At 70.7% G+C, this 13,408-nt stretch carries 13 protein-coding genes; 8 read left to right on the top strand and 5 right to left on the bottom strand.

All coding sequences use genetic code 11. The annotated features are described in order from the left end of the window. Positions 1-26: 26 nt before the first annotated feature. Positions 27-1,832 carry a hypothetical protein gene (locus tag SCNRRL3882_RS06345; RefSeq protein ID WP_010043141.1) on the bottom strand — a complete coding sequence of 602 codons (1,806 nt, stop codon included), beginning with the start codon at positions 1,830-1,832 and terminating at the stop codon, positions 27-29. Positions 1,833-2,065: 233 nt separating this feature from the next. Here SCNRRL3882_RS06345 and SCNRRL3882_RS06340 point away from each other — a divergent pair, with 233 nt between their 5' ends. Genes SCNRRL3882_RS06340 through SCNRRL3882_RS06320 form a run of 5 tightly spaced genes read left to right on the top strand, consistent with a single transcriptional unit; the run spans position 2,066 to position 7,514 of the window. Continuing rightward, positions 2,066-3,382: an ABC transporter substrate-binding protein gene (locus SCNRRL3882_RS06340; protein WP_010043140.1), complete on the top strand. Its 1,317-nt coding sequence runs from the start codon at positions 2,066-2,068 to the stop codon at positions 3,380-3,382. A gap of 5 nt (positions 3,383-3,387) precedes the next feature. Then, on the top strand, positions 3,388-4,362 hold the full coding sequence (locus tag SCNRRL3882_RS06335) for a carbohydrate ABC transporter permease (protein WP_010043138.1): 975 nt from the start codon (positions 3,388-3,390) through the stop codon (positions 4,360-4,362). An 8-nt stretch (positions 4,363-4,370) separates the two neighbouring features. Beyond that, positions 4,371-5,210 (top strand): carbohydrate ABC transporter permease, encoded by an 840-nt coding sequence (locus SCNRRL3882_RS06330; RefSeq protein ID WP_029181392.1) that lies wholly within the window; start codon positions 4,371-4,373, stop codon positions 5,208-5,210. 29 nt (positions 5,211-5,239) lie between these two features. After that, positions 5,240-6,598 (top strand): GH1 family beta-glucosidase, encoded by a 1,359-nt coding sequence (locus SCNRRL3882_RS06325; protein WP_010043132.1) that lies wholly within the window; start codon positions 5,240-5,242, stop codon positions 6,596-6,598. 52 nt (positions 6,599-6,650) lie between these two features. After that, positions 6,651-7,514, top strand: a complete 864-nt coding sequence (locus tag SCNRRL3882_RS06320; RefSeq protein WP_010043131.1) for an alpha/beta fold hydrolase — start codon at positions 6,651-6,653, stop codon at positions 7,512-7,514. Here the strand turns inward: SCNRRL3882_RS06320 and SCNRRL3882_RS06315 are convergent. Both SCNRRL3882_RS06315 and SCNRRL3882_RS06310 read right to left on the bottom strand, forming a co-directional pair. Further along, positions 7,501-7,893, bottom strand: coding sequence for an SCO5389 family protein (locus SCNRRL3882_RS06315; protein ID WP_010043130.1), 393 nt, complete (start codon positions 7,891-7,893; stop codon positions 7,501-7,503). The genes SCNRRL3882_RS06320 and SCNRRL3882_RS06315 overlap by 14 nt on opposite strands. A gap of 52 nt (positions 7,894-7,945) precedes the next feature. Further along, positions 7,946-8,905: an AAA family ATPase gene (locus SCNRRL3882_RS06310; protein ID WP_010043128.1), complete on the bottom strand. Its 960-nt coding sequence runs from the start codon at positions 8,903-8,905 to the stop codon at positions 7,946-7,948. A gap of 154 nt (positions 8,906-9,059) precedes the next feature. Here SCNRRL3882_RS06310 and SCNRRL3882_RS06305 point away from each other — a divergent pair, with 154 nt between their 5' ends. Further along, positions 9,060-10,574: an ABC transporter substrate-binding protein gene (locus SCNRRL3882_RS06305; protein ID WP_086012552.1), complete on the top strand. Its 1,515-nt coding sequence runs from the start codon at positions 9,060-9,062 to the stop codon at positions 10,572-10,574. A 9-nt stretch (positions 10,575-10,583) separates the two neighbouring features. Here the strand turns inward: SCNRRL3882_RS06305 and SCNRRL3882_RS06300 are convergent, their stop codons facing one another. After that, positions 10,584-10,985: a RidA family protein gene (locus SCNRRL3882_RS06300; protein ID WP_010043122.1), complete on the bottom strand. Its 402-nt coding sequence runs from the start codon at positions 10,983-10,985 to the stop codon at positions 10,584-10,586. 128 nt (positions 10,986-11,113) lie between these two features. Here SCNRRL3882_RS06300 and SCNRRL3882_RS06295 point away from each other — a divergent pair, with 128 nt between their 5' ends. Next, positions 11,114-11,494 (top strand): winged helix-turn-helix transcriptional regulator, encoded by a 381-nt coding sequence (locus SCNRRL3882_RS06295; RefSeq protein WP_010043120.1) that lies wholly within the window; start codon positions 11,114-11,116, stop codon positions 11,492-11,494. A gap of 12 nt (positions 11,495-11,506) precedes the next feature. On the opposite strand, the gene SCNRRL3882_RS06290 is transcribed toward SCNRRL3882_RS06295, so the two are convergent. Then, positions 11,507-12,268: a CDP-alcohol phosphatidyltransferase family protein gene (locus SCNRRL3882_RS06290; protein ID WP_010043119.1), complete on the bottom strand. Its 762-nt coding sequence runs from the start codon at positions 12,266-12,268 to the stop codon at positions 11,507-11,509. A 108-nt stretch (positions 12,269-12,376) separates the two neighbouring features. Here SCNRRL3882_RS06290 and SCNRRL3882_RS06285 point away from each other — a divergent pair, with 108 nt between their 5' ends. Beyond that, positions 12,377-13,357 (top strand): zinc-dependent alcohol dehydrogenase, encoded by a 981-nt coding sequence (locus tag SCNRRL3882_RS06285; protein ID WP_010043118.1) that lies wholly within the window; start codon positions 12,377-12,379, stop codon positions 13,355-13,357. Positions 13,358-13,408: the final 51 nt, after the last annotated feature.

Below are 13,408 nucleotides of genomic sequence, written 5' to 3'. Positions count from 1 at the left end.
TCCGACCGGAAGGGAGGGGCCGGTCCTCACGGGTAGGACACCACCGTCGACGGCACCGTGGACGTCCCCGACGTCGGCGCCCCGGCGTCGTTGATGACGCGCTCGTACTGCCCGTTGCCGCCCAGCGAGACCACGAGCAGGTCGTGGAACCGCACCCCGGGCCGGTTCGGGGCGGCGAACCCGTGGTGCTGCACGATCGTCGGGTCGACGTTGTAGTAGCAGTAGCTGCCCAGACCCCAGCCCTCGTGCGTCGTGACGCCGTCCCCGACCCGGTAGGCCGCGTATCCCTTGGTCGAACCGTTCTGGATCGCGGCCTGGTTCGGCGCGTCGTACGCCTTCTCGTTCTGGAAGAAGATCGTCCGGCCGCGCTCCCCGAACCACTGCACGTCGTACTTGTTGAAGTGCTCGACGAACAGGCCGGTCGCCAGCACGTCGTGGCCGTTGACGACGACGCCGTAGTCCGCCCGGTTGGTCTCCCAGCCGACGCCGTCGCCGTGGTCGGCGCGCCAGACCCAGGTGTGGTCGACGATGGTGTGGCGGCTGTTGACGACCATGCCGGTGGTGGCCTTGCCGGGGCCGGCCCCGCCGATGCGGACGAACACGTCCTGGACGGTGGTCGGGTCGGCGGAGTGGTCCCGGGAGGCACCGCGCGGGCCGACCTCCAGCAGGGTCGCGGAGTTGACCGGCCCGGCGTCGACGAGGAACCCGGCGAGGCGTACGCCGCCGACGTCGGCGACCTTCAGGGCGGTGACGCCGTTGTCGGGGATGAGCGTGGCGTAGCCGAGGCCGAGCACGACCGTGCCGGCCCTGTCGACCCGGACCGGCTGGTCGAGGTGGTAGATGCCGGGTGTCAACAGCAGGTGGAGCCCTTGGGCGAGGGCCTGGTTGAGCGTGGCCGCGGAGACTCCGGGCTTGGCGACGTAGAACCGCGACAGGGGCAGCGAGGTGCCTCTCGGGGTGCCGTTGCCCCAGGTGACGCCGCGGGCGTTGGTCCGCTTCTCCGGCAGGAACACCCGGTACTCGCTGCCCTGGAGGTACAGGAACGGCTTCTCACGGGAGACGGGCGTCGTGGCGAGCGTGGTGTACGGCGGGTTCGGGAAGCCCTGCGCGGGGGCGCCCTCGACGCCGGAGAAGACCATGTTCCACACGCCGTTGAGCCAGCCGCCGATCACGCTGTCCCGGGTGTACCACTGCTGCTGCGAGTACGGCTGGACCTCGCCGTCGATCCGGCTGTCGGCGATGTAGCCGCCGCTGGACCAGCCGTAGCCGGTCGGGGCGAGGTTGAGGTTGCCGCGCACATGCATCCGGCGGAACGGGGCCGCCTGCGAGACCGCCCAGCGGTTGGTGCCGTTCACGGGGACGACCGCGAGGTTCTCCGCCGAACGCCAGAAGTTCTGGGTGGCGTTGCCGCCGAACCAGCCCGCGTCGACGGTGATGTCGCCGTTGATGGTGGTGTCGTCGGGGGACAGGCCCAGCCCCGCGATGGAGGTGTAGAACCCGATCTGCGCGTTGAGGCCGTGGTACGCGCCCGGCTTGAACAGCAGCTGGTAGCGGCCGGTGCCGAACTGGGCCGACTCCTGCCGCCGGAAGACCTCGTCCAGCCTGGCCTGGATGTTCGGCGTGGCGGGGTCGAAGACCAGCACGTTCGGGCCGAGGTCGCCGCCACCGGGCAGGGCGCGCGGTTTCCTCCGGGGGGCAGGGGCGGACGGGGTGGCCGGGGCCGCCGTCGCGGTGCCGGGCAGGCCCGCGAGCACGGAGGCCGCCGCGGCGGCACCGAGGACGGTCCGGCGGGCGGGCGAGGGCAGGCCGGATGACGGGGAGTCAGGGGGCATGGGGCGGCTCTCCTGGTTCAGGAAGTGAACGAAGTGGGGTGCGGGGAGCGCTCTCTCGCCGCTGAATGGTTCATCCGTGGAACAGATGCGTCAAGGGGTGCGGCAAGAGTTCCAAGAGTGTGTCCAAACCCTTGACGGAGTCCCCTGGCGCGGATTAACTCACGTCCTAAATTAAGCCATGACGGCTCCCTCTCGACGGGGGAGACGTACTCCCGGAAGGGACACGAGCAGCCATGCGCAGCATCCGAGCCGCGGCCGCCGGTGCCGTCACCCTGTCACTCACCCTCGCGGCCACGGCCTGCGGAGGAGGCTCCCCGACGGGCGGCGGATCGAACGACTCGCCCAAGACGCTCACGTACTGGGCGTCCAACCAGGGCGCCGGCATCGAGGTCGACAAGAAGGTCCTCCAGCCCGAACTCGACAAGTTCGAGCAGCGGACCGGGATCAAGGTGCAGTTGGAGGTCGTCCCCTGGTCCGACCTGCTGAACCGGATCCTCACCGCCACCACCTCCGGCCAGGGCCCGGACGTGCTGAACATCGGCAACACCTGGAGCGCCTCGCTCCAGGCCACCGGCGCGCTGCTGCCGTGGGACGCGAAGAACTTCGACAAGATCGGAGGCAAGGACCGGTTCGTCGACTCGGCACTCGGCTCGACCGGCGCGCAGGGCCAGGACCCGGCCGCGGTGCCGCTGTACTCGATGGCGTACGCGCTCTACTACAACAAGAAGATGTTCGCCGACGCCGGCATCGCCGAGCCGCCCGCCACCTGGGACGAGCTGGTCGCCGACGGCAAGAAGCTGTCAAAGGACGGCAAGTGGGGCCTGGGCGCCGAGGGTTCGAACCCGTCGGAGAACGTCCACCACGCCTTCGTCTTCGCCGAGCAGCACGGCGCCGACTTCTTCACCCCTGACGGCAAGCCCGACTTCACCGGTGACGGGACGGTCGCCGCGGTCAAGCAGTACGTCGACCTGATGGCCAAGGACAAGGTCATCGCGCCGGGCAACGCCGAGTACGCGCAGAACCAGTCCGTCAGCGACTTCGCCAAGGGCAGGACCGCGATGCTGCTGTGGCAGTCGGCGTCCGCCAACCTCACGTCGCAGGGCATGAGCGAGGACGACTACGGCATCGCACCCGTGCCCGTGCAGTCCGGCACCCCCGGCCCCGGAAAGCAGGTGAACTCGATGGTCGCGGGCATCAACCTCGCCGTCTTCAAGAACACCGACAACCTCGACGGCGCCACGACGTTCGTGAAGTTCATGACCAGCGACACCGAGCAGAAGATCCTCAACAAGGCCTACGGCTCGATACCGCCCGTGAAGTCCGCCCAGAGCGACGCCGCGTTCACCACCCCGGCCAACGCCGTGCTGAAGGACACCCTCGCCAAGAGCGCCGCCGCGCTGCCGCAGGTCGCCGACGAGTCACAGTTCGAGACGGCGGTCGGCACGGCGGTCAAGGAGCTGTTCGCCGACGCCGCCGCCGGGCGCGCGGTCACCACCGGCTCGGTGAAGGCGGCCCTGGAGAAGGCCCAGCAGCAGATGCCGGCGGCCTGAGCGACATGACCACCACGGTTGACGCCGGCACGCCGCCGGTCCACAACAGCTCGCCCGGTGCGGCGCCGCGCACCCCCCGCCGCCGCGCCGGCCTGCCCTACCTGCTGCTCCTGCCCGCCCTGCTCCTCGAACTCCTCGTCCACCTGGTGCCGATGGCCATCGGCATCGTCATGAGCTTCAAGGAGCTCACACAGTTCTACATCCGCGACTGGGGCGCCGCCCCCTGGTCCGCCCTCGACAACTACCAGGTGTCGGTGGACTTCGACGCCCCCGTCGGCGAGGCCCTGCTCCACTCCTTCCTCGTCACCGTCGCCTTCACCCTGCTGTCGGTGGGACTGTGCTGGCTCATCGGCACGGCCGCGGCGATCTGCATGCAGGACACCTTCCGGGGCCGCGGCCTGCTGAGGGCCCTGTTCCTCGTCCCCTACGCCCTGCCCGTCTACACGGCCGTCATCACCTGGGTCTTCATGTTCCAGCACGACAACGGCCTGGTGAACCACGTCCTGCACGACCAGCTGGGCCTCACCGGCAAGCCGTCCTTCTGGCTCATCGGCGACAACAGCTTCATCGCGCTGCTGACCGTGTCCGTGTGGAAGGGCTGGCCGTTCGCCTTCCTCATCGTCACGGCCGGTCTCCAGAACATCCCGCGCGAACTGTACGAGGCGGCCGCTCTGGACGGCGCGGGCATCCGGCAGCAGATCCGCCGCATCACCCTGCCGTCCCTGCGCCCCGTCAACCAGGTCCTGGTCCTCGTCCTGTTCCTCTGGACGTTCAACGACTTCAACACGCCGTTCGTCCTGTTCGGCAGGACCGCCCCGGAGGCCGCCGACCTGGTCTCGGTGCACATCTACCAGGCGTCCTTCGTCACCTGGAACTTCGGCACCGGCTCCGCGATGTCCGTCCTCCTGCTGCTCTTCCTGCTGCTGGTGACGGGCGGGTACCTGGCGCTCACCTCGCGCGGACGGAGGACCGCATCATGAGTTCGCCCCTGGCCCCGCCGCGGTCCTTCCTGTGGTCCCGGCGCATCTTCCTCACCCTGCTGACGGGCTTCGTCCTCGTCCCGGTCTACGTCATGGTCTCCAGCTCGCTGAAGCCCCTGGCGGACGTCACGGGCACGTTCCGCTGGCTGCCGAGCGAGCTGACGGTCCGCCCGTACATCGACATCTGGTCGACGGTCCCGCTCGCGCGCTACTTCGTCAACTCCCTCGTCGTGGCGGGCGCGGCGACGGTCTGCTCGGTGGTGATCGCGGTCTTCTCCGCCTACGCCGTCAGCCGCTACGACTTCCGCGGCAAACGGGTCTTCACGGTCACCGTCCTGTCGACGCAGATGTTCCCCGGCATCCTCTTCCTCCTGCCGCTGTTCCTCATCTACGTCAACATCGGCAACGCCACCGGCATCGCCCTGTTCGGCTCGCGCGGCGGCCTGATCCTCACGTACCTGACGTTCTCCCTGCCGTTCTCGATCTGGATGCTGATCGGCTACTTCGACTCGGTGCCGCGCGATCTGGACGAGGCGGCGCTGGTCGACGGGTGCGGCCCGCTCGGCGCGTTGTTCCGGATCGTCGTCCCGGCGGCGGTCCCCGGCATCGTCGCGGTGGCCGTCTACGCCTTCATGACCGCCTGGGGCGAGGTCCTGTTCGCCTCGGTGATGACCAACGACACCACCCGCACCCTCGCCGTCGGCCTCCAGGGCTACTCCACCCTCAATGACGTGTACTGGAACCAGATCATGGCCGCCTCGCTGGTCGTCAGCGTCCCCGTGGTCGCGGGCTTCCTGCTGCTCCAGCGCTACCTCGTCGCCGGCCTGACGGCGGGAGCCGTCAAGTGACCGACTCACCCGTTCACGAAGGGACTTCCGTGACCATCGACCTCGCCGCACTCCCGCACGACTTCCTGTGGGGCACGGCCACCTCGGCGTACCAGATCGAGGGAGCGGTGGCGGAGGACGGCCGCGCACCGTCGATCTGGGACACCTTCTCGCACACCCCGGGGAAGACCGCCGGCGGCGACCACGGCGACACCGCCTGCGACCACTACCACCGCTGGCGCGAGGACATCGACCTGATGCGCCGGCTGGGGGTGAACGCCTACCGCCTGTCGATCGCCTGGCCGCGCGTCGTCCCGGACGGCGACGGCCCGGTCAACGCCAAGGGCCTGGCCTTCTACGACGAGCTGATCGACGGTCTGCTGGACGCCGGCATCACCCCGTCCGTCACCCTCTACCACTGGGACCTGCCGCAGGCGCTCCAGGACCGGGGCGGCTGGCCGGAGCGCGACACGGCCTTCGCCTTCGCCGACTACGTCTCGGTCGTGGCGGAGCGCCTCGGCGACCGCGTCACCCACTGGGCCACCCTCAACGAGCCCCTCTGCTCGGCGTGGATCGGCCACCTGGAGGGCACGATGGCACCCGGCTGGACGGACCTGACCGCCGCCGTCCGCGCCTCCTACCACCTGCTGTTCGGCCACGGCCTGGCGGTCCGCGCCGTCAGGGCGGCGGCCCCGGGAGCCCTTATCGGCATCGTCAACAACCTCTCCACCATCCACGCCGCCACCGACCGCCCGGAGGACCTCGCCGCCGCCCACCGCATGGACGGCCACACCAACCGCTGGTGGCTCGACCCGGTGCACGGCCGCGGCTTCCCGGCCGACATGCGCGAGGCCTACGGCGTCGAACTCCCGGAAGAGCCCGGCGACTCGGCAGCCATCGCCGCGCCCCTGGACTGGCTGGGCCTGAACTACTACTTCCCGCAGACCGTCGCCGACGACCCGGACGGTCCGGCACCGTACGCCCGGGCCGTGCGGCGCGAGGGCGTCCCGCGCACCGGCATGGACTGGGAGATCGACGCGAGCGGCATCGAGACGCTGCTGCTGCGGCTGACGCAGGACTACGGGGCGCGCCGGCTGTACGTCACCGAGAACGGCTCGGCCTTCCCCGACGCCGTCCGCCCCGACGGCACGGTCGACGACCCCGAGCGGCAGGACTACCTGCTGCGACACCTCGCGGCCTGCGCCTCCGCCGCCCGCAAGGGCGCCCCGCTGGCCGGCTACTTCGCCTGGTCCCTGCTGGACAACTTCGAGTGGGCGTACGGCTACGACAAGCGGTTCGGCCTGGTCCACGTCGACTACGCGACGCAGCGGCGCACGATCAAGGGCACGGGCCACCGGTACGCGGAGGTCGTCCGAACCCATCGGAGTCAGGCACGCAGAGCTGCCTGACCCACGGATATCCAGTTGTCCCCGGCCTCCGCCCCCTGCCAATCTCGCGATCATGCCTGCCTTCACCGCTCCCGACGGCACCACCCTCGCCTACCACGTGACGGGGGACGGCCCGCCCCTGGTCTGTCTCCCCGGTGGTCCGATGCAGGACTCGGTCTATCTGGGCGATCTGGGCGGCCTGACCGCCCACCGCACCCTCATCCGGCTCGACCTCAGGGGGACCGGGCGGTCGGCGGTGCCGCGGGACACGGCGTCGTACCGTTGTGACCGGCAGGTCGCCGATGTCGAGGCGCTGCGTGAGGAGCTGGGCCTGGAGCGGCTGGATCTGCTCGCGCACTCCGCCGGTGCCAATCTGGCCGCGCTGTACACGGCCCGCCATCCGGACCGGGTGGACCGGCTCGCCCTGATCACGCCCAGCGTCTTCGCCGTCGGCCTCGGCATCACCGCCGAGGACCGCCTGGAGACGGCACGCCTGCGCCGGGACGAACCCTGGTTCGCCCCGGCGCAGGCGTCCCTGGAGGCCATCACGGCCGGCCGGGCGACGGCCGACGACTGGGACGCCGTCGCCCCGTTCTGGTACGGCCGGTGGGACGATGAGGCCCGGGCCCTCCGCGCGGCGGAGCAGCGACAGCGCAACGACGAAGCCGCCGCTCACTACGCCTCGGAGGGCGCCTTCGACCCCGATGGCACCCGCAGCGCCCTCGCCGCGTTTCCCTCACCGGTGCTCGTCCTCGCCGGGGAGTACGACGTGGCGGCGCCTGCGCGCGTGATGAAGGAGTACGCGGGGCTGTGCCCGAACGCCGAGCCGGCCGTGCAGAAGGGGGCGGGGCACTTTCCTTGGCTGGACGATCGGGGGCTGTTCGTAGCGGCCGTGATGGCCTTTCTGGATGAGGGCGGGAGCGTCAGCAGTCCCTGAACTCCGGTGACTGGTTCAGGATCTGGGAGCGGGCGGAGGTGAAGCGGGTGTGCGTCTCGCCGTCGCGCGCCTCCGGGCGGAACGCCGCGACGCGGTGGCAGTTCTGGAAGGCCAGGGTGATGCCGAAGTGGCGTTCCAGGCTGGTGCGGATCGCGTCGCTGGCCAGGGCGCGCAGGAGTTGGCCGCGTTCCTGTTCCGAGGGGGGAGGGGTCTGGTTGTCGGTGAACTCGGCCTTGCCGTCGTGGAGGTCGGTGGCGAGGGAGGCGATCAGGTCGTAGGCGTAGGGGAGGGACGTGCGGACCGTGTCCACGAAGTCCTCCTCGCCGATGTCGCCCTGCTCGGCTGCGGCGAGGAGTTTCGGGGAGACGTCGAGGGACATGGGGAGTGTCGTCCTGTCTGGTCGGGGGTGGCGGGAGAGAGGCCGGAGGGGGTCAGGTGGTGGGCGGGGTGCCCGGGGTGTAGTCCGGGTCGACCTGGGCGGCCAGGTCCTCGCCCGTGCGGGCGTCCGCCCATGCATGGGCGTTGCGCAGGTGGAACTCGACGGCGTGGCGGTGGAGCCGGTCCCAGTCGCGGGGGTGGGAGTCGACGGCCTCGCGGAGGATCGTGAGTGCGTGGCGGTTGTGCGGCTCCAAAGACGCCAGTGTGTCCGGGCCGCCCTCGGTCCGGCCCTGTTCGGCCGCGCGGACCCAGGGGGAGTGGATCAGGTAGGTCAGGAGGTCGTCCCCGACCTGGTCCTTGAGGAAGAGGAGGTCGTCCTCGCCCGTCACCTTGTTGCCGACGACGGCGATGCGGATGCCGAACTGTTCGGCGTGGTCGCGGTACTGCCGGTAGACCGAGACGCCCTTGCGGGTGGGCTCGGCCACCAGGAAGGTGATGTCGAAGCGGGTGAACAGGCCCGAGGCGAAGGCGTCCGCGCCCGCCGTCATGTCGACCACGACGTACTCGCCGGGTCCGTCGACCAGGTGGCCGAGGTACAACTCGACCGCGCCCAGTTTGGAGTGGTAGCAGGCCACGCCCAGGTCGGAATCGTCGAACTCGCCCGTGACCATGAGCGGGACGCCGCCTGCCCGGCCGACGTGCCGGGCGTGCAGTTCGTCGTCGCCGAGTGGGCGCAGGAGACGGGAACCGCGTCCCGGGGGAGTCGTTTTGATCATCGCCTCGCGGGAGGTGATGCGTGGGTTCGTGCCGCGCAGGAAGTCCTTGATGTCGGCCAGGTGCTCGCCGAGGGGCGGGGCGGACTTCTCCTCCTCGCCGAGCGCCTCGGCCAGGTGCTGGTTGATGTCGCCGTCGATGGCGAGGACCGGAGCGCCGGAGCGCGCCAGGTGGCGGGAGAAGAGCGCCGACAGCGTGGTCTTGCCGCTGCCGCCCTTGCCGACGAACGCGACCCTCACGACCGCTCCACCTTTTTGAAAATGGATGTCATGTGGTTAGGTTTAGGGAGTGATCGTCGCCGCTGTCAAATCGCCTGTTCCATATGGGGGTTGGGTGCGGTGGGCGGATGGCGGCCCCCCGGCCGGCCGCCGGGGCGCGCTTGATGCATATGCTGTGCAAGTGCGTGTGTTGAGCATCAAGCGTCCCGTCCGGTTCCTCGCCGCCCTCGTCCTCGTCCCGGCCCTGGCCGGCTGTTTCGCCTCCCCCGGCGGGGAGTCGTCGTCGGACGGCGGGCAGCCGGGCTCGCGGCTGCGCGTCGCCCTCGCCTTCCCGCCCGCCGAGAACTTCTCGCCGTACGGAGCCGATGCCACGCTCCTCAGCCGGCTCGGTGTCACCGAGGGGCTGACCGCCCTGGACGCCAACGGTGCCGCGGCCCCCGCGCTCGCCGAGTCCTGGCGCCGCGAGAACGACCGCACTTGGCGGTTCACCCTGCGCGAGGCAACCTTCCAGGACGGCACGGACGTCACCCCGTCCGCCGTGGCCGACGCGCTGACCCGCGCCACGAAGGCCAAGCCCGTGCCCGCCGCCCTCGCCGGTGTCACCCTCGACGCCGAGCCCGACGGCAGCCGCGGCATCCGTATCACCACCGCCGCGGCCGATCCCGTCCTGCCCATGCGCCTGTCCAGCCCGGGCCTGGCGATCCTCTCCCCGAAGGCGTACGAGCAGCAGGGCGCCCCCACGCCCGTCGGCACCGCCACCGGGCCCTTCGAGATCACCGAGGTCACCAGCGGCGGCTCCGCCGCCCTCGACCGCTTCGACGACTACTGGGGCGGCCGCGCCCACGCCTCGGGCATCGACGCACGCTTCGTCAAGGACGGCACCGCGCGCGCCAACGCGGTGCGCACCGGCGACGTCGACATCGCCGAGGCGATCCCCGTCGCCCAGGCCGCCACCCTCGACAAGGCGACCCTGAAGGAAGCCGGCACCACCCGGACGACCAGCCTTCACCTCAACACCAGGACCGGCCCCTTCAAGGACCCGGAGCTGCGCGCGGCCGCGCGCACGGCCATCGACTCCTCCGTCATCGTCAAGGGCGTCTTCGAGGGGTACGCCGACCCCGGAGCGGGCATCTACGGACCCGCCGTCACCTGGGCCGAGAGCAAGCGGGTGACGCCGACCGGGCGCGCGGACGCCGCCCGGCCCGACGGTACGCGGATCACCCTCGCCACCTACGACAACCGGCCCGAACTCCCCGAGGCCGCCCAGGTCGTACAACAGCAGCTCGAAAAGGCGGGCTTCACGGTCGAGCTGGAAGTCCGCGAGTACTCACGGCTGGAGAGCGACGCGCTGGCCGGGAAGTTCGACGCGTTCATCGGTGCCCGCAACAGCCTGCTGGACACCGGCGACCCGGTCGGCATCCTCGCCGGTGACTACACCTGCGACGGCGGCTACAACCTGGCCCTGCTGTGCGACGAGAACGTCGACCGGGCCGTGCAGAAGGCCGACGGCACCGACGGCACGGGCGAGCGGCAGGACGCGGCCATGGCCGCCGAGGCCGCGATCCTCCGCACGGACGCGGTCGTGCCGCTGGCCCACCAGCGGATCATCGCCGGCGTCTCCACCAAGGTCCGGGGCGTCGTCCTCGACCCGTACGAACGGACCCTGGTGGGCGCCGGGACGCGCCGCTGACCGACCGCTTCAGGCGGGCAGCTTCGTGTCGATCACGCAGCTGATCTCGACGGCCTGCCCGGGGAAGGTGAGTTCGGTGACGCCCAGGGCCGTGCTGACCGGGCGGTGGGCGCCGAAGTAGGCCCGGTTGCCCTCGGCCACCGCGTCGGCGTTCTTCACCAGGTCCACCACGTACAGCGTCTGGGAGACGATCTGGTTGCGCGTGACGCCGTAATGGGCCAGCACCTTGTCGATGTTGGCGTAGGTCCCCGCCAGCTGAGCGGCGATGTCGTCCTCGGGGCGGAAAACGCCCGCCTCGTCGAACGAGAGCTGTCCCGAGACGTGGATCAGATCGCCGGACCTGATGGCCTGCGCATAGCCGAAGTGGCTCTCTGCCGGGATGGCGTGGTCGTAGACATCGATCGTGGTCATGGTTCCCGTTCCCGTCCTTCTGTTTCTTCTGTCGAGCGCGAACCCGCGCTCTCTTGCGGTTACTCGGGAACTGTAAGAGAGTGACCGGCGACCTGGAAGAACGCACTTTTCAGTGACTGGGGAACCAGATGGTGACCAAGCAGTTGAGGGACCTGCCGGAGAACGCGGACCTGCGGCGGGCCGACTCCCTGGCGCGGGAGATCTTCTCGGACGTGGCCAACAAGTGGGCGCTGCTGATCATCGAGGCCCTCGGCGAACGCACCCTGCGCTTCAGCGAGTTGCGGGACGAGGTCGAGGGCGTCAGCCACAAGATGCTCACCCAGAACCTGCGGATGCTGGAGCGCAACGGCCTGGTCGACCGGAAGGTGCACCCCACCGTGCCGCCGAAGGTCGAGTACACGCTCACCGAACCGGGCCGGGCCCTGCGCGCCACGGTCGACCTGATCTGCGGCTGGACCCACCAGTACCTCGGGCACATCGAGTCGGCGCGCGGCCGGTTCGACGCCTGACCGGCCAGGGCGTCAGCTCGCGACCAGTTCCCGCACCTGCCGCCGGGCGGAGGTCGCCGAGACCCGCGAGGTCCGGTACAGCCACAGCACATCACGTCCGAACGACCACACCAGCAGACCCAGGGCCAGGGCCGCGACCCCGAAGTTGACCGCGTACGGCAGCAGGTCGGCGCCCGCCAGCAGCAGGAGCACGCCCTGGAGTGCCGCGACCGTCTTGCGTGCGGTGCTCGGCGGGAGCGCGGCGGTCAGCCAGGGCCAGAGCCGGGCGGCGGCGACGAAGACGTACCGCATCCCGCCGATCAGCAGCACCCACGGGCCCAGTTCCATCGACACGTACACGCTCAGCACCAGGATCAGGAACGCGTCGACCTCCATGTCGAAGCGCGCGCCCAGCGGGGTCGAGGTGCCCGTGCGGCGGGCGACCTTGCCGTCGATGCCGTCGAGGATCAGGGCCACCGCCGTCAGGCCGACCAACAGGGACACGGGCGGCGAGCTCTGGAAGGAGTCCGCGACCAGCGCGGTGACCCCGCCGACGAGGGTGGCCCGGCCGAGGGTGACCCGGTTCGCCGCGCCGAACGAGCGCAGCCGGGAGCGGTGCAGGGCCCGGGAGAGCACCGCCCAGGTGGCGATCGCGAACGCGAGGCCGGTCAGCCAGCCCGCCGGGCCCATCCCGATCGCCGTACCGATCAGGGCCAGCAGCAGGATCTGCACGCCCGCCCCCACGGCGGTCTCCTGCTGTACGAGCCTCGCGTCGTAAGTGTTGTTCAGGGCCACCGAACACCCTCCGGCCGTGTGACAGAGTCGATCAACGCCGCTACCTTGTGCGCGGCCTGTGCACCCCTCGGTACGCAAGCGACTTCCCGATCGTTCAGGAGGACTTCGATGGAGCACACCGGACGTGCGTTCTGGATCGCCTCGCCCGGGCGGGGCGGCATCCGGGACGTCACCCTGCCGGACCCCGGCGAGGGCGAGGTGCTGGTCCGCACACTCTTCTCCGGCGTGAGCCGTGGCACGGAGACGCTGGTCTTCCGCGGCGGCGTGCCCGCCAGCCAGCGTACGGCCATGCGGGCGCCGTTCCAGGAGGGGGACTTCCCGGGCCCGGTGAAGTACGGCTACCTCAACGTCGGGGTGGTGGAGGAAGGGCCCGAGTCGCTCACCGGCCGTACGGTGTTCTGCCTCTACCCGCACCAGACCCGGTACGTCGTCCCGGCGAGCGCCGTCACGCCCGTACCCGACTCGGTGCCGGCCGAACGGGCCGTGCTCGCGGGGACCGTGGAGACCGCCGTCAACGCCCTGTGGGACGCCGCGCCCCTGGTCGGCGACCGGATCGCCGTCGTCGGCGGGGGCATGGTCGGCTGCTCGGTGGCCGCACTGCTCGCCCGGTTCCCAGGCGTCCGCGTCCAGTTGGTCGACGCCGACCCCGGCCGGGCCGGCATCGCCAAGGCCCTGGGCGTCGGCTTCGCCTCCCCGCAGGACGCCCTCGGCGAATGCGACCTGGTCGTCCACGCCAGCGCCACCGAGCAGGGCCTCGCCAGGTCCCTGGAACTCCTCACCGCCGAAGGGACCGTGCTGGAACTGAGCTGGTACGGCGACCGGCAGGTGAGCCTGCCGCTCGGCGAGGCCTTCCACTCCCGGCGGCTCGTCATCCGCTCCAGCCAGGTCGGCACCGTCTCCCCGGCCCGGCCGAACCGCACCTACGCCGACCGGCTCGCCCTCGCCCTCGATCTGCTCGCCGACCCGGCCCTCGACGCCCTCGTCACCGGCGAGTCCGCCTTCGAGGACCTGCCGGACGTGCTGCCGAAGCTCGCCTCCGGCGAGATCCCCGCGCTGTGCCACCGCGTCCGCTACGACGAGAGCGCCTGACCTGAGAAAAGACGTACCGGAGACTGAACAGGGGAAGGCAGACAGCCGTAC

It is taken from the genome of Streptomyces chartreusis NRRL 3882 (genome assembly GCF_900236475.1).
In the GTDB taxonomy this organism is placed as follows: domain Bacteria; phylum Actinomycetota; class Actinomycetes; order Streptomycetales; family Streptomycetaceae; genus Streptomyces; species Streptomyces chartreusis_D.
Note: the sequence above shows the minus strand (reverse complement) of the source record. Positions and strands in the feature narration are given on the sequence as shown.

What these genes read in the sequence shown, in the direction of transcription:
- SCNRRL3882_RS06345 (WP_010043141.1), bottom strand. Translation starts at nt 1,832, where the DNA reads ATGCCCCCTGACTCCCCGTCATCCGGCCTGCCCTCGCCCGCCCGCCGG.
- SCNRRL3882_RS06340 (WP_010043140.1), top strand. Translation starts at nt 2,066, where the DNA reads ATGCGCAGCATCCGAGCCGCGGCCGCCGGTGCCGTCACCCTGTCACTC.
- SCNRRL3882_RS06335 (WP_010043138.1), top strand. Translation starts at nt 3,388, where the DNA reads ATGACCACCACGGTTGACGCCGGCACGCCGCCGGTCCACAACAGCTCG.
- SCNRRL3882_RS06320 (WP_010043131.1), top strand. Translation starts at nt 6,651, where the DNA reads ATGCCTGCCTTCACCGCTCCCGACGGCACCACCCTCGCCTACCACGTG.
- SCNRRL3882_RS06315 (WP_010043130.1), bottom strand. Translation starts at nt 7,893, where the DNA reads ATGTCCCTCGACGTCTCCCCGAAACTCCTCGCCGCAGCCGAGCAGGGC.
- SCNRRL3882_RS06300 (WP_010043122.1), bottom strand. Translation starts at nt 10,985, where the DNA reads ATGACCACGATCGATGTCTACGACCACGCCATCCCGGCAGAGAGCCAC.
- SCNRRL3882_RS06295 (WP_010043120.1), top strand. Translation starts at nt 11,114, where the DNA reads ATGGTGACCAAGCAGTTGAGGGACCTGCCGGAGAACGCGGACCTGCGG.
- SCNRRL3882_RS06285 (WP_010043118.1), top strand. Translation starts at nt 12,377, where the DNA reads ATGGAGCACACCGGACGTGCGTTCTGGATCGCCTCGCCCGGGCGGGGC.